Raw genomic sequence first — 19,185 nt, 5'->3', positions numbered from 1 at the left:
TGATTCTGCGGCCGTCCTGGGTGATCGGTTCCGTGATCCGGCTCAGGGAAGATCGTCGAAGACGTACACGTCGTAGGAGTCGATCGGTTCGGCGCCACCGGGGGCCCGGAAACCGGACGAATCGGCGCTAAACTCGAACGATTCGGTTGGGCTGTTTTCGATGTAGGTTCCCGTTCCGCGGAGCCGTCCGGCCTCGTCCCAGATCGGCGCGACGACGACGACCCTGTCGTGATCGGGGTCAGCTAACTCGAGGTCACCCACCACGTTGATGAGGTCGCCGCCGACGGAGAGGCTGGTGTCCGTTACGGTGACGTCCTCGAGTTCCGTACTCCGAACCTGAGCGTGTTCGACCTCGATGTCGTGTTCGAGTGAGTCGAACTCGTCCATCTCGAAGCTTCCCTCGTGAAAGTATCGCAGCGTCGTCTCCGGTGGCAGATAGCTCGTGGTGTGTGTTTCGGACGCCAGGACCGTGTCCTCGTCGTCGAGGACCTCCGACACGATCCTGATCCCGCCGTGGGGAACGTCGGTCCCGTTCTCGACGTCGACCTGCACCCAGGGATCCGCCGCACTACCGTCGGACGAGTCGTCGATCACCGTCGAATCGACGATCTCGATCGACGCCTCTCGGTCGTCTACGTCCTCGTTGTCCTCGACATCTGCGTTCTCGTCTTCCGTGTTCTCCCCCGTCATACAGCCAGCGATGGTGACCGTCCCCCCAGTCGCCATCAAAAATGTTCGGCGTTCCATATGTCCCAATTGTGCTTCTGAATATCAATCCCTGTGGTACCTACCAAGTTAGGGCTGCGGTTAACACCCGTCATATGTCCGGTTTGCCGGTCACCAGCCGACTTTCGATCACGGCCGACTCGAGACGGTGGCCCGACGTTCGGCACGGTCTTTGATCGCGTCGTTCATCGCTTCGAAACTGCGTTCGACGCGAGTGTGGTCGAACAGCACCGGGACGAGAGCGCCGCGAAACGTCTCCCGGTGGAGAAGCCGCGTTCGCCGCCCGTCTTCGAGGGGCTCGAGGCTGAGCAAGAAGACGCTGGCCCGACCTATTTCCGACCCCCTCGCGTCGATTCCGTATGACGAACGTGGCGATAACTGGTGCCTCTGGCTCCGTCGGACGGGAAGCCATCGAAGCGTTCTCGGACCGGGACGTGGAGCTGACCCTCTTTTCACACAGCGAGACGGACGACCTCGACACCACGACGCTCGAGATTGCGAACCGTGACGAATTCGTCGATGCGCTGTCGGGCCAGGACGTACTGGTCCACCTCGCGGCGAATCCCGATCCACGCGCTGAGTGGGATGCGCTTTCGGGACCGAACGTCGACGGTGTCTACAACGCCTACGAAGCGGCCGTTGGAAACGATCTCGAGCGGGTCGTCTTCGCGAGTTCGAACCACGCGGTCAACATGGAAAACGTCGTCTCGGCAAGCCGCCCGGAGTCGACGACGGGTCAGCCGACCGTGATCCGGCCGGAGGACCGACCGGACCCGGATACTTACTACGGCGTGACGAAGGTCGTCGGCGAGGCGATGGGGGACTACTACGCGAAACGCCACGGCCTCGACGTGGTCAACGTGCGGATCGGCTGGCTGCTCAGCCGTGACCAACTCCGTGAGGAGTGTGCCGAGCGCGACGCCGCCGGCGAGCGGTACGCGCGTGCGATGTGGCTCAGCCCCGACGACTGCAGGCGGCTGATCGATGCCGTCACGATGACAGCTCTCCGAACCACCCCGACGGTCGCCCACGGCATCTCCGCGAACACCGAACGGTTCCTCTCGCTCTCGGAGACGATGCTCGAGCTGGGTTACCGACCCGAAGACGACGCCCAGGCCGTCCTCGACGACGGAGACGAGGGTCGCGGCGGTCTCCAGACGGGATGATCCGGTCGAACCGATCCCGGACTCGATCCACCGAGGCCCTCGTCTCCGCCCACCTGGCGGTCGCGCGACGCTCGTGAGCTGAGGTGAGAGTGAGCTGGGCGATCGAGCGTCGACGGGTTCGAATCGAGTCCTCCTGTCCGACTTCCGTGTGCCCACGAGACGGTTCGTATCGAAAGACCGAATAGCGGAACCCACCAACGCTGACGTATGTCCACCAAGGTGGCCGAATCGACGGGTTATGGCCCGAACTTGCAGATGTCTGCGTTCGGGTACGCGATGGCGGCGCTCATGGTGATCGTCGTGTTGCCCCTTCTCCCGATCCTCGTGCTCGCGTGGATTCTCTGGCGAGTGTTCGTGACGGAGGAGTCGATCGAGCCGCGATATGAGGCGTGGCGGAACGATCCCGATCGGCCGCGGCCTCAGGCACCGACAGAACCGGAGCCCGAAGACGATGCAGAGGAAGAGGCCGAAGCGGAGGCCGAAGCCTGAGACGGGCTCCTGTATTGAGTTTCCGACCAGACCACCCGAGGTCGCGGTCAGGCTGAAACTGGCGGATCGGCGTTCGCACGAACTATATTCGAGTCGAGGATCTTCTCCTGACAGTCAGTCGTCAGCCTCAGCGCCGGCGAGTGCCGACGGCGGGCCACCAGGCAGATCGTCTCGGTCGTGTGGGGCATCGAACCCGAGGTCGGGCCCTCGGGCGACGATTCGATGCGGGTTGACCTCCGGGTGCGTCGTGTAGTAATGTTCTTTTATGTGGCGCTGATCGACCGTTTTTGCGACTCCCGGCGTCTGATACAGATCCCGAAGGTACGGCCAGAGAGAGTCGTACTCCCGGACATACTGAACGTTACACATGAAGTGCGTGTGGTAGACCTGATCAAACCGGACCAGGGTCGTAAACATCGCGACGTCAGCTTCCGTAAGCCGGTCGCCCGCGAGGTATCGCTGCTCGCTGAGGACGTCGTCCCAGTGTCCAAGCGCCGAAAACAGCTCGTCGATAGCCTCGTCGTAGGGCTCCTGTTTCGTCGCGAAGCCGGCCCGGTAGACGCCGTTGTTGATCGGTTCGTAGATTTCTTCGATGATCCGGTCGACGTCCTCGCGGTAGCCCTTCGGGTAGAGGTCGACGGTCCGGGTCGCGTACGCGTCGAACTCGGTGTCGAGCATCCGCATGATCTCTCGAGACTCGTTGTTGACGATGGTGTCTTCGTGCGTGTCCCAGAGGACCGGGACCGTCACGCGACAGGTCGCGTCCGGGTCGGCCTTCACATACAGCTCTCGCAGGAAGTCGGCGTCGTGCACTCGGTCGTGTGTACAGCCGTCTTTCGCCGGCGTAAACTGCCAGCCGTCCTCCCCGCGGTAGGGATCGACGACCGATACCGGGATGACATCCTCGAGTCCCTTCAGCGCTCGAACCACGAGCGTCCGGTGAGCCCACGGACACGCATAAGAGACGTAGAGGTGGTATCGTCCCGCCTCCGGCTGATAGGTCGCATCCGGCTCGTCGCGAATCCAGTCGCGAAACGTCGTCTCCTGGCGTTCGAACGAACCCGACTCGTCGGTCGTCTCGAACGCGTCCGTTCGCCACTCCCCATCTACGAGCATGTTCATGGACGGAATAGTCCCTCGAGCGTCAAAGCGGCTCGCTAACACCGGGGTTACCGGGGGTGGATCGGATCGCGCCGGGAGCTGTAGGTTTAAGCGACCGGCGTGAGCACCCACCAGATAGTATGGCAGACGATGGGGACGGCCACCGTCAGGGTCGATTGTTCACCGACGAGGACGGCGGGTTCGACGTCGATCGCGCACGCGAAGAGTCCCTTCCGGTCGAAGACGGGGAGGTGATCGACACCAGCGACCTCGCCGATCATCAGCGCTACGTCGAGGGACGGGGCATCTACGACGAGCGCAATCGGGTCAACGACCTCACCGGCAAAGAGTGGAAGTACGCCACCAAGTCAGTCATCGCCGAGAGCTATCCGCCGGACGTTCAACACGAGCTGCGCAGCGAACACGGCGGTCAGAAACCACCGCGGCTCTGTGCCGAACTCATCGGTCGGTTCAGCAAAGCCGGCGATACCGTCCTCGATCCGTTCGCAGGCGTTGGCGGTACGCTCCTCGGTGCGAGTTTCTGTGAACACGAAGGAACCGGCCTGCGCGAGGCCATCGGTTTCGAGCGGAACGATCGGTGGATCGAGATCTATGAGACCGTCCTCGAGCGTGAGAACGCGGCCCGAGCAGACCGCGGCGAACCCCCGCTAACCGCCCAGGAACTGCGCCACGGCGACTGCGCCGACCTGATCGAGGACGTCCCCGACCACTCGGTCGAACTTCTGTTGACCGACGTCCCTTACTGGAACATGGACGAACTCGAGCAGACGCGTAACGAACGCGCGACTCGAGAGAGCAAACTCGGCGCGTTCGATGCGGATAGAGAGGACGTGGCGGACGGAGCCGAGTCGGCCGACGGGGCCGCCCTCGAGTCCGCCGACGAACCGACGACGGGGACGAAAGACGAGTGGCTTTCAGACATGGCCGAGAAGTTCGATCGGTTCGCGGACGCGGTCACCCCCGAGGGCCACGTCGTTGTCTTCATCGGCGATATGTACCGTGAGCAGTCCTACGAGTTTCTCTCGGGTGACCTCGCACGGGCGATCGAGTCGACCGCACCCCTGACGCTGGCCGCGAACCTGATCTGGTACGACCCCACGAAAGACCTCCACGTCTACGGCTACCCGTTCTCGTTCGTCCCTTCGATGGTCCACCAGAACGTGCTCGTGTTCCGCCTCGAGACCGAGGCGTAGGCCGTCTGACTGCCGTCATTCGGCTGTCTGACGCGGTTTTATGTTCGTCCACACAAACGTTTCCAGCGGCGCGCACGATCGGCAATCAACCCCCCATCCACCCCGTCGGCGCGCCGATTGCCGCCGCTCCCGTCTCCCGCTGTGCGGTGATCGAGACGTCGAACGGCCACGCACGGCCGATCGGTTTCGGATCCGGTTTCTTTCCCTCGTCGATTACACTGGTCGCTTCCCTCGAGCGGCGCTTACGCGTTCGCCGGCAACAGCGCCGATCGAACCTCGTCGGCACGGTCAGTTTCGGTGATGATCGCGACCTCGTCGCCGGCCTCGAGTTCGGTCCCCGGAAGCGGGATCGTCAACGGTTCACGAGCGCGACCGTGAGCGTAGATTCGAGCACAGTCGGGCAACTCGAGTTCGCTCATTCGCTTGCCGACGGCCGGCGAGCCCTCACTGATCTCGAGGACGGTCAACTGGAGGTTCGCTGCGAGGTCTGCGACGACGTTAAAGTCACCGCCGAGGATGGCGGTTTTCGCACCCGCGGCACCCAGGCGCTCGGGGTAGACGATCTCGTCGACCTCTGCGGCGTACTTCTCGTAGATCTCCTCGCGATAGTCCTCGTCGATCCGAAGGACGGTCCGACAGCCGTGATGGTTGCCGACCATACAGGCCGCGAAGTTCGCGTTGAGGTCGGGTGTGAAGGCGCCGACGGCGTCGGCCACCTCGATACCGGCGTCGATCAGGACCGACTCGTCGGACCCGTCACCGTGGACGACGGAGCGTCCGTTCTGCGCTGCCCGGTCGATCCGATCCGGATCGTCGTCGACAACGGTCACCCCATGCCCCTCTTCGGTCAGGATTCGGGCGGTTCGCGAGCCGACGCGACCATACCCTACGATAACAAACTTCATGAGTAGGGACACGACATTGAGGGACAAATAGTTGGCTCCGGCTCGAGTCACCGGTGTCCTCGCGTCGGACCCGGACTGATCCTTGCTGTGTTCCAAGAGGTATGCACGAGTATGGATATTCGACCGGCGTCTGAGACAAGAAACTTTAACTCATCCCTGTATCTATGCTCGAACGTCCAACATGGGGGCAGCCGATACACTCGCGGACTTCTTCGAGTTCGACGAGCACGGAACGAACTTTAGAACCGAGGCCATCGCGGGCGTGACGACGTTCCTCGCGATGGCGTACATTATCGTAGTCAACCCGGAGATCCTCGCACCAGCAATCTTCGAACAGCCGCCCGGAGAGCTCTCTGCCGACTCGACGACCACGCTCGGAGGCGAGACGTTCACGCTCGTCGAGGTTCAGCAGATGCTCGCCGTCGTCACGATCCTCGCGTCGATCGTCGCGATCGTCGTGATGGCGTTTTACGCCAAGCGACCGTTCGGACTGGCACCGGGGATGGGACTCAACGCCTTTTTCACCTTTACAGTGGTGCTGATCCTCGGCGTCCCGTGGCAACTCGCACTCGCTGCCGTCTTCGTCGAAGGGCTACTCTTCATCGCACTCACTGTCGTTGGTGCACGCAAATACATCATCGAACTGTTCCCCGAACCCGTCAAGTTCGCCGTTGGTGCCGGTATCGGTGTCTTCTTGCTCTTTCTCGGCCTACAAGAGATGCAACTCGTCGTCGCCTACGACGCGACGCTCGTCACCCTCGGGAACGTCCTCGAGAGCCCCGTCGCCGCCTTCTCACTTGCTGGGCTGGTGTTCACCCTCCTGCTGTACGCCCGTGGCGTCCGCGGGTCGATCGTGATCGGCATCCTGGGGACTGCAATCGCGGCGTGGACCGTCACGCTTGCGGGACTGGTCGAACCGGGAACGATCACGCCAGAGCAGGGAATGGGTGGTGCTCAGTACGACTTTACGCCGCTGTTCTGGGGCTTCGTCGACGGCCTCGGGATGATCGCCGAAGAGCCGCTTGTCTTCGCGCTGGTCGTCTTCACATTCTTCTTCGTGGACTTCTTCGACACCGCGGGGACGCTCATCGGCGTCTCCCAGATCGCTGGCTTCCTGGATGAGAGCGGTGACCTCCCGGAGGTCGAAAAACCGCTGATGGCCGACGCCGTCGGGACGACGTTCGGGGCCATGATCGGGACGTCGACCGTCACGACGTTCATCGAGTCCTCGACCGGTGTCGAAGAGGGCGGCCGAACCGGTTTCACCGCCCTCGTCGTCGGGCTCTGTTTCCTGGTCGCGCTCGCGTTCGTGCCAATCATCACCGCAATCCCGGCCTACGCGAGCTACCTCGCATTGGTCGTCGTCGGGATTATCATGCTCCAGGGCGTCGCCGACATCGACTGGCAAGACCCCGCGTGGGCGATCGCCGGCGGACTCACGATCACTGTCATGCCGTTGACGGCCTCGATCGCGAACGGACTCGCCGCCGGAATCATGAGCTATCCGCTCGTGAAAGCCGCGATGGGCGAACGCCGTGACGTCTCGCTCGGCCAGTGGACGCTCGCGGTCGTGTTCCTCCTCTACTTCGTGGTCTACTTCGCCGTCGAAGCCGGCGAGATCGCGTTCTAACCGGCGTCTAACCGTCGATTCGACGGTTTCGATCTTCACCTTCGCTAACCGGTGTTCTCTTAGGCATCAGCCCGCAACGAAGAGCCATGGCAGACATCACGCTGTACGACCTCCCTGGCTGTCCGTTCTGTGCGCGGGTCCGCTCGAAACTCGACGAACTCGGACTCGAGTACGACGTGATCGAAGTTCCACGCTCACACGCCGACCGGACTCAGGTCGAGGCAGTCAGCGGCCAGACCGGCGTCCCCGTTATCACCGACGAGGCGACCGGGGTCGACGGAATGGCCGAAAGCGCCGACATCGTCGAATATCTCGAGGAAACGTACGCCTGAGACGGGCCGTCATCAGTCGATACCCACGGAAACGATCTCTCCAGTGGGCGTGGCGATCACTCGAGACTACAGGCTGTCTGAGAGGGAGTCGATCGAACGCGAACAAAAAGCAGTCGCGAACGGCCCCCGATCAGGCCGCTTCTTCTCGTTCCGATCGTTCGCGAATAACGGCTTTGAGGTCGTCGGCGTTTCGGAGGTCCGAGAGTTCGTCGCGTTCGACGAGTGCGGTCCCGTCGACGGCGTCTTGCGTGGCGCGGTCGACGACGTACACCGAATGCGTTCTGGTCACTCGGCTGATAGAACTCATGATCCGGGCGCGCTTCTCGGCGGCTTTCGTGAACTCGGAGTGGCCGGTGAGGACGACTTCCTTGTCGTCGTCTTCCGCGTCACGGCTGACGGCCTTGAACGGCGATCGAACCGTCGGGTGAACCCGGTAGCCCGCACGCGTGAGGACGGCGACGACCTGTTCGTCGTCGGGATCAGCCGCGGGATCGTCAGGTGTCGACTCGGATTCGTGAACGTCATCTGCGCCCTCGAGGACGTCGACGGGGCTGGTCAGCGGCGCGTCGAACAACTCCTCGAGCGCCATCGCGACCTCGACGGAAGCGTTCATCCCGTCTTCGTACTTCGAGACGGTCCGTCGGGAGACGCCGAGTTCGCTCGCAAGGCGGCCGAGACTCCAGTCTCGGCCCTCACGCTCGTCAGCGAGCAGGTCGCCGTCAATGTTGACGTACAGGCCGCCCGGTGCCGCATAGATCAGCGGCGGGACGCTCTCGATGAAGAGGTTGTACGCCGTATCGGGACTGAAAACCGGGACGCCGTGTCTAAAGTAGACGACATCGGGTTTGAGGTCCTCGTCGCGGCTTCGAAGCCCGATCACGAGCGGGGTTGCCCCAAGATACGTCCCAAGGCGGCGCATCTCGTGGCCGGTGGCTTCGTTGAACGCGTCGATGTTACCGAGGATCTTCACGAGCAACAGGTCCTGGCCGCGGCGTGCGGCGACGTCGAAGCTCTTCGGTCGGATCGCACACCGATCGCTCACAACGAATCCCGCGTCCTCTAACATCGCGGTCACGTTGCCGACCAGTGCGGAGCGGGACATAGAACGAACTAGGCTATTCCTCCTATAAGACGTTTTCCCCCGGGGACCCCGGTGCCGTGTTGCGGTTCGCCCTCAAACTGGCTCAACAATTATATAGGGGATGCTGTCTCCGACCTCGACGAGGTGTCGACTCGAGCGCCGACGGATCGTCGGTCTAGACTGTGGCCCATCCCGCCGAATGCAGCCCGCGTCGGGTCCGATCCACGCAGGCCGAAAGTCGTTACCCGCTCGGCCGCCAACGTCCCGCCGATGACGATCGTCGGGATCGACGATACGGACTCCCGTGAGCGCGGGATGTGTACGACCTACGTCGCCATGCGGATCGCCGAGCGACTGCGCCGAACGTGTCGCTTGGACGGGCAGTCGGCCGCCTCGAGCAGCCCGGCAGCGAACGACTCGAGCGACGCCCCCTCTGCCCCCATCGCTCGACTGCTCCTGGTCAGGCTCAACCCCGCCGTCGAGTACAAAACCCGCGGGAACGCCGCCCTGGCGATCCACGTCGACTGTGATCCCGACCTGGCGTTCGCCGTCGCCCGCGAGACGCTCGCCTCGCTCGCAGAGACCGCCGACGAGCGGACGAATCCGGGGCTGGTCGTCGCCGACCACGACGTCCACCGGGCGGCGATTCCCGACGACGTCGCCGGATTCGCCGAACGAGCTGTCAGGGACCACCTCGAGATCGAAGACGCGACGGCCTGCTGTGAGCGCCACGGCTACCGGAGCTGGCACGCCGGTAACGGCCGCGGTCGGATCGGTGCCCTCGCTGCTATCGGGGCCTGGCGCGCACTCGAGGAGTGGACCTACGAGCTCATATCGTATCGTGAGCCCGACCGCTGGGGGACCCCACGGCAGGTCGACCGCGAGAGCGTCTTCGCCGCGGCGGAGTGGGGCTACCCCGACGTCTGGGATACGGTCGACCGCGGCGAGGGCGAGCCCGTCTGCGTGCCACACACGCCCGGCCCGATCCTCCACGGCATCCGCGGGGACGACCCGACCGTCGCCCGTGCGGTCGCCGAGCGAATCGAGAGCGAACCCGTCGCCTCGAGCCAGTTGTTCGTCACCAATCAGGGGACCGACGCCCACCTGCGGGAGGGAACCATCGAGACCGCTCGCGAGGGTCGGGCCTACCGTCTCGAGGGTCGCGTCGCCAGCGAGCCCGAAACGCGACGCGGCGGCCACGTCTTTTTCGAGTTGGCGGCCGCGGCGGCCGACGACGACCCACCAATCGACGACGGTGCGAAGCGGCCACACCTCGAGTGTGCCGCCTTCGAACCGACCAAACGGTTCCGGGACCGGGTCCGGGCGCTACGCGTCGGCGATCGGCTCACCGCCTGCGGCGAGGTCTCGGCGGGCACGCTCAAACTCGAGAAGTTCGCCGTCCGTGACCTCGTCCGGACCGAACGGGTGACGCCTACCTGCCCCGACTGTGAGCGAACGATGAAGAGCGCCGGTCGCGACCAGGGGTACCGGTGTCGGGACTGCGGAACGAACGCCCCATCGAAGGAGTCGGTGCCCATCGAGCGGGACCTCGAGGGCGGCTGGTATGAGGTCCCACCGTGTGCGCGCCGGCACGTCGCGAAGCCGCTCGTTCGAGGTGGGTTCGACGCGCCGGTTCACCCGGAGCGATAGATGGTTCCTATGTCACTGGTCGACGGCCCTCCCTTTCGGCCGACGAGTGTACTGGTCTGTTGGCCGACGGCAGTAACTCGTCTCAGCGGCTGTCCAACGCCTCGAGGTGTGCCAGAGCTACCGATACGAGGGAGCCGAAGATGATGACGAGTGTGACGCCGAAGAGTGCGTACTCGAACGGAGTCCTTGTGAACTACTCCGCCCTGCCGCGCTCGGGCCTACCCGACCCTCGCTTGTTAAGGACGGAGCTTCCTGTTTCTGTGTCGGAACGTGAAGGAACAGCTCCTACAGCGTTCACGAGAACGGAGTTCTCGTGCGGCCCACAGAACGCTCTGAGTTCTGAGGACGGTTCCAGGCTCCGCAGGCGAGTTCCCTTTACTGGTTATCCAATTGAACCCGCGAGAGTACTGCTATGTCATATATGCTCAACTGCTGTGTTCGGCCAGCGGACAGCTCGGGTCGATTGACATCCTCCTCCGCGTGAACGCGGGAGGAATCCCACGGCACCGAACCGTTGAGTTGGGAATTTCAGGTTCGCAGATCACCAAGCCAACGTACCGTCAGAATCGGTGAGTGGCCGGTCTGTGGGCAGTCTCCTGGGAGTGCCAAGCCCCCGGTACTCCTATCCTCGGTTGGGTTCGACCCTCGTGGTTGTTTGTGCCCGGCGGGGGCGAATCAACGGTAACGGACTCGGAGTTACTTCTTCGGTCGGGTCGCCCGGTGCTCGTTATTTGATTCCCGCGTGGGGCACACTCTGTTTCCAACGTGGGCGGACACTCGAACCGCCAGTTTCGGGCGCTCGGCTACATTGGGGTCATAGCCAATGTGCCGACACGCATACATACGTCAGTGTGAAACAAAAACGTACGGGAATTCCCGCTGTGACGGCGCGTATCCACACCGTGAACGACGTGGGATTGTGCCTGCTCCGGGTATAAGTCCGTCTCTCGAGCGAATCCGTCCGCCGAGGGTGGCGTATGGCCGCCGGGCTCGATGGTCTCCCGCGTGACGTTCTCGAAAGGGTTTTTCCGCGCGACCGGTTGAGACTAGACAAATGGGGCTCGAGGAGGAGATCGAAAAGATCGAAGACGAAATCGCCAACACGCCCTACAACAAGTCGACAGAGGCCCACATCGGCCGGCTGAAGTCGAAACTTGCGGAGAAAAAAGAGAAACTCCAGAATCAGAGTTCGGCGGGCGGTGGCACCGGCTACTCCGTCGAGAAACACGGTGACGCGACGGTGGCACTGGTCGGATTTCCAAGCGTCGGCAAGTCCTCGCTGTTGAACTCGCTGACGAACGCGGAAAGCGAGACGGGTTCCTACGAGTTCACGACGCTGGACGTCAACCCCGGGATGCTCAAACACCGCGGGGCGAACATCCAGATGCTGGACGTTCCCGGGTTGATCGAGGGTGCTGCAACGGGCCGTGGTGACGGCCAGCAGGTCCTCGCCGTCGTCCGCAACGCCGACCTCATCGTCTTCGTCCTCTCGGTGTTCGAGATCGAGCAGTACGACCGGCTTCACGAAGAGCTCTACGACATCAACATCCGTGTCGACCAGGAGCCACCGCGGGTGACGGTCCGTCCGAAGATCAAAGACGGCATCAAAATCACCTCGAGCACCGAGCAGGATCTGGACGAGAAGACGATCTCGGACGTCCTGCGCGAACACGGCTACGTCAACGCCGACCTCAACCTCCAGGAGAACGTCAGCATCGACCGGCTGGTCGACGGGCTGATGGAAAACCGGGAGTACATCCCTTCGATCACCTGCGTCAACAAGGTCGACCTCATCGACCCCTCCTACAAGGAGACGGTCGACGAACAGCTCCGCGAACGCGACCTCGATCCCGAGGCGGTGACGTTCATCAGCGCCGCGAAGGAGAAAGGCCTCGAGGCGCTCAAAGACCGAATCTGGGACAACCTCGGACTCATCCGCGTCTACATGAACAAACCCGGCCGCGGCATCGACTGGGAGGAACCGCTCGTTATCGAGGCGGGAACGACCGTCGGCGAAGCCATCGAGAAACTCGGCGGCGAGATGGAAGAGCGGTTCCGCTTCGCTCGCGTCAGCGGCCCCAGTGCCACCCACGACGAACAGCAAGTCGGGACCGATCACGTTCTCGAGGACGAAGACGTGCTCAAACTCATCCTCCGGCGATAACGTCGCGTTCGTCTACTGCTTCCGGCAACTCGAGCCGTGAGGTCGATCCTCGCGTGTCAGGTCGACGAGCGTGACTGTCTCCAAGGCGTATGTTAACGAACACCATTATCTCCGAGTCCAGCGTAAATACGAGTATGTCCGAGCTAGGGGCACTTTCGCTCGTCCCGCCGTTGCTCGCGATCGTGTTAGCGATCGTGACGCGACGGCCGATTCTCTCGCTGTTTCTGGGAATCTGGTCGGGTGGCGTCATCGCCACTGGCGGGCTTGGTATCGGACAGACGTTCGACTGGCTCGTCGAGGCGATCATCGCCGACGACGGATTCCACGCCCAGATCCTGCTGTTTACCCTCCTGCTCGGGTCCGGCGTCGCGCTCATCTGGCGACTCGGCGGAGCAATCGCGATCCGAAACTGGGCGATCGATCGTCTCGAGACCCAGCGAACCGTCGGCGTAGCAACGTGGACTCTGGGGCTCGTCATGTTCTTCGACGATTACGCCAATACGGCCATCGTCGGCAGTACGATGCGCGAGATCTCGGACCGGCTGCGCATCTCCCGCGAGAAGCTATCCTACATCGTCGATTCGACGGCCGCGCCCGTAGCGACGATCGGGCTCTCGAGCTGGGTGGCGTTCCAGCTGTCGATGATCGGCGAAGGGTACGGCGTCATCGAAGAAGACCACGGTGTCGACACGCCCGGACTGTTCGAGACGTTCGTTAGCTCGATTCCGTACAACACCTACGCGCTGTTGGCGATCGTGATGGTCGCTATCGTCGTCATCTCGCGACGGGACTACGGCGAGATGCTGGACGCCGAACACCGAGCCAGAGAGACCGGGCTGGTCAACCGCGAAGACGCCCAGCCACTCCAGGAAGTCGAGAAGGACCTCGGTGCACCCATCGACGACCGGCCGATGTTGCGGACCTTCTTCGCGCCGGTCGTCGTCCTAATCGTCGTGACGCTCGCGGGCGCGTTCTGGACCGGCTACGAAGGCTGGCTCGAAGAACAAGCCGAAGCCGGCGCACCGACCGCACTCGAGGCGGCGATGGCCGAAGCGGGCACGCTTCAGGTGCTGGTCGACGTCGTCGGTGCGGGCGACTTCGCAGCGGCGCTCGTCTGGGGCTCGTTCGCGATGGTCCTGACGGCGATCGTCATCGGCCTCGGCTACGGCCTGTTCGGACTCGCCAAGAGCGTTGAGGCGATCCTCGATGGGTTCAGGCTGATGACTACCGCTGTGACGATTCTGGTGCTCGCCTGGGGGATCAGCGCCGTCGCCGACGATCTCGGAACCGGCGCGTACATCGCGGGTGTCGCAGAAGACGTCGTCTCGCCGGCCATCCTCCCGATCGTCGTCCTCCTCGTCGCCGCCTTCGTCGCGTTCACCATGGGATCGTCGTGGGCGACGATGGGGATCGTCACGCCGATCGCGTTGCCCGTCGCCTACGAACTCACCGGGACGTTCGAACTCATGCCGGTCATGGTCGGTGCCGTCTTCTCCGGAGCGATATTTGGTGACCACGCCTCGCCGATCTCCGATACGTCGGTGCTCTCTTCGACGTTTACCGGGGCAGATCTCATCGACCACGTCAGGACACAGCTCTACTACGCGGGGACGGTGATGCTCGTCGTCGTCCTCTGTTATGTCCTCTTCGGCTTCCTCGGCGTCGGCCCGGTCGTCTTCCTCCCGCTCGGAGTCGTCTTACTCGTCGGCCTCGTCTACGGGCTTTCCGAACTCGACGCCAGCCGCAAGGGACTCGAGCCTCGGCTTCCCGCCGCCGAGGTCCCGATCGGGGACGGTGAGGGTCGGCCGTCATCGAACGCTGACCGACCCGACGGGCGCGACGAGTGACACGTCTTTATAATCGCGGCTGCAAGCGATGTGAGCAGTCGACCGAGCTGGGCGACCGCCGGTTCCGCCACGTTTTTTGACGAACCCACCGTGTCCCCGCGTATGGACGGAACGCTCGACCACACGATGATTCGCGTCGCGGACCTCGAGGAGTCACTCGACTGGTACCAGACGCACCTCGAGTACGAAGAGAAAGACCGCTACGAGGGCGACGGGTTCACTATCGTCTACCTCGGACCAGAAGACGTACACGAGGACGGAGCACTGCTCGAGCTCACCCACAACGAGGGCGAGCAGCCAGAAGTGGGTGACGCCTGGGGCCACATTGCGGTCCGGGTCCCTGAGGGTGAACTCGAGGAACACTACCAGCAGCTGATGGACGGGGGCGTCGAAGAGTATCGGGATCCGGAGTCCTGTGGCGGCCGCTACGCGTTCGTCAAAGACCCGGACGGCCACGAGATCGAGATCGTCCAGCGTGACCCCGAGGAGGGCGCGCTCTGGTCGCTCGATCACACCATGATCCGCGTCGAGGACGCCGACGAGGCCCTTGGCTTCTGGACCCGCAAGTTCGAGTACGACGAGGTCGGTCGGTGGGAGGCCGACACGTTCGCGAACTACTTCGTCGAACCCCGCGACGCCGCCGCCGAAGCGATGTCACTCGAGTTGACCTACAACTACGACGGACGCAGCTACGAGCAGGGTGACGCCTGGGGACACCTCTGTATCCGCGTCGACGACCTTAGTGAGGACTGGGAGACGCTCATCGAGCGCGAGGCTCCCGACTACCGCGACCCCGAGAGCAACGACGACATGTACGCGTTCACGAAAACCCCCGGTAGTCACGAGATCGAACTGCTGGAGCGCGACCCCGAGGCCGACTCCCTGTTCCCGTTCTAATTGCCCCCCAATCGGCCGACCGGACACACCGATGGTCCGGGCGCCCTCGGTCGATTCCCCCGGTCCAATTTCTCTCGTCACAGGGCGTGAGCGCGCCACTCAAAAAAACCTTACACCCGTCGGGAATTGACGGCACGTTTATTCCTCCGCATTCCCGAGTGTCGTACTGAGTGATAACACGTGGGAGCCGACTCTTTCGCCGCCCTTCTCGAGTATATGGAACGACAGTTAAATTTCGCAACCAGCCACTACAACGAGAGCTATCTTGATCGTCGAATTACGGCCCGGATGCGTCGAACCGACTCCGAGGACTACGACGAGTACTACGACCTCGTCCAGAGTGATCCGGACGAACAGGAAGCCCTGCTCGACTCGTTGAGTATTAACGTCACCGGCTTCTTCCGCAATCCGTCGGTCTGGGACGGCATCAGAGACGTCCTCCGAACGCTGTCCGACGAGCAGCGCCGAGTCGAGGTCTGGTCGGCCGCCTGTGCTGACGGCCGGGAACCCTACTCGCTGTCGATGCTCGCACACGACGATCGACAGATCGACGAATCCCGACTCAGTATTCTCGCCACCGATATCAGCGAGCCCGCCCTCGAGACGGCCCGTGAGGGCGTCTATCAGGAGTCACGGACCACGGACATCGACGACCAGCTCTCGCATCTCTCTTCATACGAGGAGTTCGTCGAGTACGACGCTGACGACGGAACGTTTCGCGTCCAGAATGCGGTCAAACGCCCCGTCACGTTCGAGCGCCACGACCTGATCAACGACCGACCCAAATCCGGCTTCGACCTCGTCACCTGCCGAAACCTGTTCATCTACATCGAATCCGACGCCAAACGGACGATGCTCGAGACGATCGCCCGCTCGCTCCGAGACGACGGCTACCTCGTCATCGGGAAAAGCGAGACGATCCCGCCAGAACTCAAATCCACCTTCGAAGCCGTCGACAACAGAAATCGCATCTATCGGCGTATCTAGGCTAGCTGGCCGAAACGTTCAGCGTCGACCGGCCGAAGGCGTCTGTATGGACCCCGAGTTCGACGTTCACGATCACCGACACCAGCTCAAACAGCTTCGCGACAGCGGTGAGACGGCCGTGTTCGAGAACCGGGACGACCTCACCTGTCCCGCCTGCTCGACGCCGTTCGTTCGACTGATGATCGTCGAAACGCCGACGATCAGTTTTCCGCCGACCGACGGCAATCGGTTCTGTCTCGTCAGGCGAGCGGACGACGTCGTCGTCTTTCGACACTGATTGGGAGCCGAAAATACGGGTCAGACTGTTAGACCGTTAGAAGAGGTCGTCGGGATCGATGCGCGTGTTCTCGGCGTTTTCGAGGAGGAGATCATCGAGTGCCGCCTCGAGTTCGCCACGGCGTGGGAGCGCCAGCATCTGGCAGGTGAACACCTGATCCGAGTTCGTCTGAACGTTCGAGTCGAGCATGAACGCGTGATCTTCGGTCTCGGCGATCTGAGACGTGATCGGGCGCAGGATCGAGGCACCAGTGTCGGCGACGAACTCCGGTGGAGAGTGTTTGATCTCGGCGTTCAACACGTTCGCCCAGCCGTCGACGAAGCCGCTGGTCATGATATTGCCGAGTTCGCGCAGAGCACCCTGTTCGGTTTCACCCCACTCCTCGTCGGTTTCCATCGGAACGAGCGCGTCGACGACGGCCCGACCGGAGGGCTGGTCGAAGAGGATCACCAGGTAGCCACCGATCTTCCCTCTAAACTCCATGACGGTGCCGACGTACCGTTTGTTCCCCACCTCCTTGGGGATGTCTTCGATCGGGATCAGACTCAGTCGACTGACGTTGACGGTCGTATCGATCCCCGTCATCGAGGAGATATTCATCGCCGACTTTTCGGCGCCCTCTTTGGTCATCTCGTTGAAGACCTCGAGTTTTTCGAGCGAAACGATGTTCCCCGTATCGGGCTTGAGGGCACGCTCCAGCGAATCGGCGTCCGGAACGAGCAGGATGCGGAAGTCGATCGGTTCGCTGACGGCCGCTTTCGAGGCTTCGACACGGCTGCGAAAGACGAACAGGTGGGTGTCGCTTTCGCTTGCGGCGGTCGGGATGATGTCGTCGCCCGTTCCCTGGATGTACGTCGGCGGCGAACTCTTGATCTTCGCCTCGAGGTAGTTCGCCCAGCCGTCGACGAAACCGCTCGTCATGATGTTGCCGACTTCCTTGATGCTCGACTTCTGCTTTTCCGGATCGTCAGCGGGGACGAGTGTCTCCGTGATGGCCTCGCGTCCGTGTTCGTCGAACGCGAGGACGATCTCACCGGCGATCTCGCCGCTGAGGTGGATGTTGACTCCGGCGAACTCGTCGCCGATGAACTCATAGCTCAGGCTCGATGGAGACATCAACGAGACGTCGGTCACCTGAACGTGCGTATCGATTCCAGTCAGCTGTGAAAGAGATTGGGCCGCCGATTGCGCGCCGTCGTGAGCGAGCTTCTGGTAGGTTTCCAACTCGCGGATGTCGATTTCCATGGAAAGATCTACTCGGCTGCGATGCTGTTTATCTCTTCGAGGACGCTCTCTTTCTGGAACGGCTTCGTGATGTACCCCTCGGCTCCGGCTTTGATCGACTCTTTCATCTGCTCGGCCTGCTCGACACTCGTACACATCACGACCGTCGCACTGGGATCCATGTCAGTGATCTCACCAGTCGCCTCGATACCGTCTTTGATCGGCATCACGATGTCCATAAACACGATGTCGGGGTCTTTCTCCTGATAGAGTTCGACCGCTTCGACACCGTTTTCTGCCTCTCCCACGACGTTGTGTTCCTCCTCGAGAATTTCCCGCAGGAGATCACGCATAAATCCAGAGTCGTCCGTGATCAACACGTCCATAAACGGGAGAATACACCGGGATGACTTAATGATGTTGACCGATTACGCGACGACACTCACACACCACGATGCGAGGAAAGGGCAATCACCACCGGTATCTCATCGGGTCGAAACCGAGCCGTGTCCGTCGAACACCGGCGTCGTAACGAGTCAGACGACCGTCTCAGACGTTGACGTCTTCGATCTGTTGGGTGACGACGATCCGTCCTTTCGGCGTTAACGAGATGCCGTTGCCGTTCTCGAGGATGAGGTCTTTGTTCTTGACTGAGTTCAAGACGTTCGTCACGTAGGCGGGGTCGCCGTCGAGCATGTTCGTGAAGTCGATGTCGCCGCCGGTCGCGTGAACGCCGACGAGCACCCGCTTTTCGGGGTTCGTCAACTCGATCTCGTTGACTTCCTCGCGCAGCTCGTCGAACTCGAGGCGGAGGAATCTGCCGAGTAAGTTCACGTACTGACTCTTCGCGGGAGCGATCAGCGTCGTCTCTGTCAGTCCCGAGTCGTCGATCGATTTGACGATCAGCGTGACGCGATCTGCGCGGTCGCCGAGTTTGTTCCCGCGACCGATGTTCATCACGTTCTCGATGTCGATACTGATCGACTCCTGTTTGGTCTTGATGACGATCGAGCGCTTCTTGATCCGGAGTTTGCCCTTGCGGACGGGGGAGTTTTTCACCCGTCCACCGACGCGGGCAGGGTGTTTGACGGCGACCGTGCGGCCGTTCAACAGGCACCGAAAGAGGATGGCGACGAACGTCTCGAGTTTGTCTCCCTCGCTCTCGATGACCGCACTCTGGATGCCGGTTGGACCCTCGTACCCGATCGTAAGCGTGTCGTCGAAAAAGCGCTTGACGTGCTTTGGGACGGTTCCGACGTTGACGTCGACGACGTTCGAGAGGGGAACAGTCGTCTTGTCGTCCGTGGTCGCAAGCACTAGCCGGCGTCTCGTCATGATGATCCGACCTTTCTCGGGTGTCTCGCTAGTATCGGAACTGGTGCTGAGGAAAAACCGGCCGGTAAAATCTGCGACGATGTCTTCGGTCATGCTCGTCTGTAGAGGGTGGTGCGACGGGCGGCGAGCAACGTGCACCGTTTACCGTTGAATGGGCAGT

General features: G+C 62.3%; 19 protein-coding genes. 11 read left to right on the top strand and 8 right to left on the bottom strand.

Features of this window, described 5'->3' with window-relative positions:
* Positions 1 to 42 precede the first annotated feature (42 nt).
* A complete protein-coding gene (locus AArc1_RS07160) occupies positions 43 to 747 on the bottom strand; it encodes a hypothetical protein (protein ID WP_117363728.1) in 705 nt (234 codons plus the stop codon).
* 108 nt (positions 748 to 855) lie between these two features.
* Positions 856 to 1,038: an SRPBCC family protein gene (locus tag AArc1_RS07155; RefSeq protein ID WP_394341220.1), complete on the bottom strand. Its 183-nt coding sequence runs from the start codon at positions 1,036 to 1,038 to the stop codon at positions 856 to 858.
* Positions 1,039 to 1,085: 47 nt separating this feature from the next.
* Here AArc1_RS07155 and AArc1_RS07150 point away from each other — a divergent pair, with 47 nt between their 5' ends.
* Together AArc1_RS07150 and AArc1_RS07145 are read left to right on the top strand one after the other, a co-directional pair.
* Positions 1,086 to 1,892, top strand: a complete 807-nt coding sequence (locus AArc1_RS07150) for an NAD-dependent epimerase/dehydratase family protein (protein WP_117363727.1) — start codon at positions 1,086 to 1,088, stop codon at positions 1,890 to 1,892.
* A 207-nt stretch (positions 1,893 to 2,099) separates the two neighbouring features.
* Positions 2,100 to 2,381 carry a DUF7535 family protein gene (locus tag AArc1_RS07145; RefSeq protein ID WP_117363726.1) on the top strand — a complete coding sequence of 94 codons (282 nt, stop codon included), beginning with the start codon at positions 2,100 to 2,102 and terminating at the stop codon, positions 2,379 to 2,381.
* Positions 2,382 to 2,495: 114 nt separating this feature from the next.
* Here AArc1_RS07145 and AArc1_RS07140 read toward each other — a convergent pair whose 3' ends face one another.
* Positions 2,496 to 3,503, bottom strand: a complete 1,008-nt coding sequence (locus AArc1_RS07140; RefSeq protein WP_117363725.1) for a glutathione S-transferase family protein — start codon at positions 3,501 to 3,503, stop codon at positions 2,496 to 2,498.
* A 119-nt stretch (positions 3,504 to 3,622) separates the two neighbouring features.
* Here AArc1_RS07140 and AArc1_RS07135 point away from each other — a divergent pair, with 119 nt between their 5' ends.
* Positions 3,623 to 4,696: a DNA methyltransferase gene (locus AArc1_RS07135; RefSeq protein WP_117363724.1), complete on the top strand. Its 1,074-nt coding sequence runs from the start codon at positions 3,623 to 3,625 to the stop codon at positions 4,694 to 4,696.
* A 242-nt stretch (positions 4,697 to 4,938) separates the two neighbouring features.
* Here AArc1_RS07135 and AArc1_RS07130 read toward each other — a convergent pair whose 3' ends face one another.
* Positions 4,939 to 5,601, bottom strand: coding sequence for a potassium channel family protein (locus AArc1_RS07130; protein ID WP_117363723.1), 663 nt, complete (start codon positions 5,599 to 5,601; stop codon positions 4,939 to 4,941).
* Positions 5,602 to 5,782: 181 nt separating this feature from the next.
* Here AArc1_RS07130 and AArc1_RS07125 point away from each other — a divergent pair, with 181 nt between their 5' ends.
* Entirely contained in the window at positions 5,783 to 7,231 is a 1,449-nt protein-coding gene (locus tag AArc1_RS07125) for an NCS2 family permease (protein ID WP_117363722.1), read from the top strand.
* An 86-nt stretch (positions 7,232 to 7,317) separates the two neighbouring features.
* Positions 7,318 to 7,563 (top strand): glutathione S-transferase N-terminal domain-containing protein, encoded by a 246-nt coding sequence (locus tag AArc1_RS07120; protein ID WP_117363721.1) that lies wholly within the window; start codon positions 7,318 to 7,320, stop codon positions 7,561 to 7,563.
* Between the two features lie 130 nt (positions 7,564 to 7,693).
* On the opposite strand, the gene AArc1_RS07115 is transcribed toward AArc1_RS07120, so the two are convergent.
* On the bottom strand, positions 7,694 to 8,665 hold the full coding sequence (locus tag AArc1_RS07115; protein WP_117363720.1) for a transcriptional regulator: 972 nt from the start codon (positions 8,663 to 8,665) through the stop codon (positions 7,694 to 7,696).
* Positions 8,666 to 8,914: 249 nt separating this feature from the next.
* On the opposite strand from AArc1_RS07115, the gene AArc1_RS07110 reads away from it, so the two are divergent.
* From AArc1_RS07110 to AArc1_RS07085, 6 genes are all read left to right on the top strand, one after another.
* Complete coding sequence (locus AArc1_RS07110; protein ID WP_117363719.1) at positions 8,915 to 10,294, top strand: tRNA(Ile)(2)-agmatinylcytidine synthase; 1,380 nt, start codon at positions 8,915 to 8,917, stop codon at positions 10,292 to 10,294.
* Positions 10,295 to 11,348: 1,054 nt separating this feature from the next.
* The gene (locus AArc1_RS07105) at positions 11,349 to 12,458 is read left to right on the top strand and encodes an OBG GTPase family GTP-binding protein (protein ID WP_117363718.1); all 1,110 of its coding nucleotides are present in this window, start codon (positions 11,349 to 11,351) and stop codon (positions 12,456 to 12,458) included.
* 134 nt (positions 12,459 to 12,592) lie between these two features.
* A complete protein-coding gene (locus tag AArc1_RS07100) occupies positions 12,593 to 14,305 on the top strand; it encodes a Na+/H+ antiporter NhaC family protein (RefSeq protein ID WP_117363717.1) in 1,713 nt (570 codons plus the stop codon).
* Between the two features lie 102 nt (positions 14,306 to 14,407).
* Positions 14,408 to 15,202, top strand: a complete 795-nt coding sequence (locus tag AArc1_RS07095) for a VOC family protein (RefSeq protein WP_117363716.1) — start codon at positions 14,408 to 14,410, stop codon at positions 15,200 to 15,202.
* 180 nt (positions 15,203 to 15,382) lie between these two features.
* A complete protein-coding gene (locus AArc1_RS07090) occupies positions 15,383 to 16,189 on the top strand; it encodes a CheR family methyltransferase (protein ID WP_117363715.1) in 807 nt (268 codons plus the stop codon).
* 46 nt (positions 16,190 to 16,235) lie between these two features.
* Positions 16,236 to 16,466, top strand: a complete 231-nt coding sequence (locus AArc1_RS07085) for a DUF7385 family protein (protein ID WP_117363714.1) — start codon at positions 16,236 to 16,238, stop codon at positions 16,464 to 16,466.
* A gap of 36 nt (positions 16,467 to 16,502) precedes the next feature.
* Here AArc1_RS07085 and AArc1_RS07080 read toward each other — a convergent pair whose 3' ends face one another.
* The 3 genes from AArc1_RS07080 to AArc1_RS07070 all read right to left on the bottom strand — a co-directional run bounded on the left by AArc1_RS07080 (position 16,503) and on the right by AArc1_RS07070 (position 19,118).
* The gene (locus tag AArc1_RS07080) at positions 16,503 to 17,711 is read right to left on the bottom strand and encodes a chemotaxis protein CheC (RefSeq protein ID WP_117363713.1); all 1,209 of its coding nucleotides are present in this window, start codon (positions 17,709 to 17,711) and stop codon (positions 16,503 to 16,505) included.
* A gap of 8 nt (positions 17,712 to 17,719) precedes the next feature.
* Complete coding sequence (gene cheY, locus AArc1_RS07075) at positions 17,720 to 18,076, bottom strand: chemotaxis protein CheY (protein WP_117363712.1); 357 nt, start codon at positions 18,074 to 18,076, stop codon at positions 17,720 to 17,722.
* A gap of 163 nt (positions 18,077 to 18,239) precedes the next feature.
* The gene (locus AArc1_RS07070; protein ID WP_117363711.1) at positions 18,240 to 19,118 is read right to left on the bottom strand and encodes a CheF family chemotaxis protein; all 879 of its coding nucleotides are present in this window, start codon (positions 19,116 to 19,118) and stop codon (positions 18,240 to 18,242) included.
* Positions 19,119 to 19,185 lie beyond the last annotated feature (67 nt).

Source organism: Natrarchaeobaculum sulfurireducens (assembly GCF_003430825.1).
In the GTDB taxonomy this organism is placed as follows: domain Archaea; phylum Halobacteriota; class Halobacteria; order Halobacteriales; family Natrialbaceae; genus Natrarchaeobaculum; species Natrarchaeobaculum sulfurireducens.
This window is presented reverse-complemented; position numbering and strand designations above follow the sequence as displayed.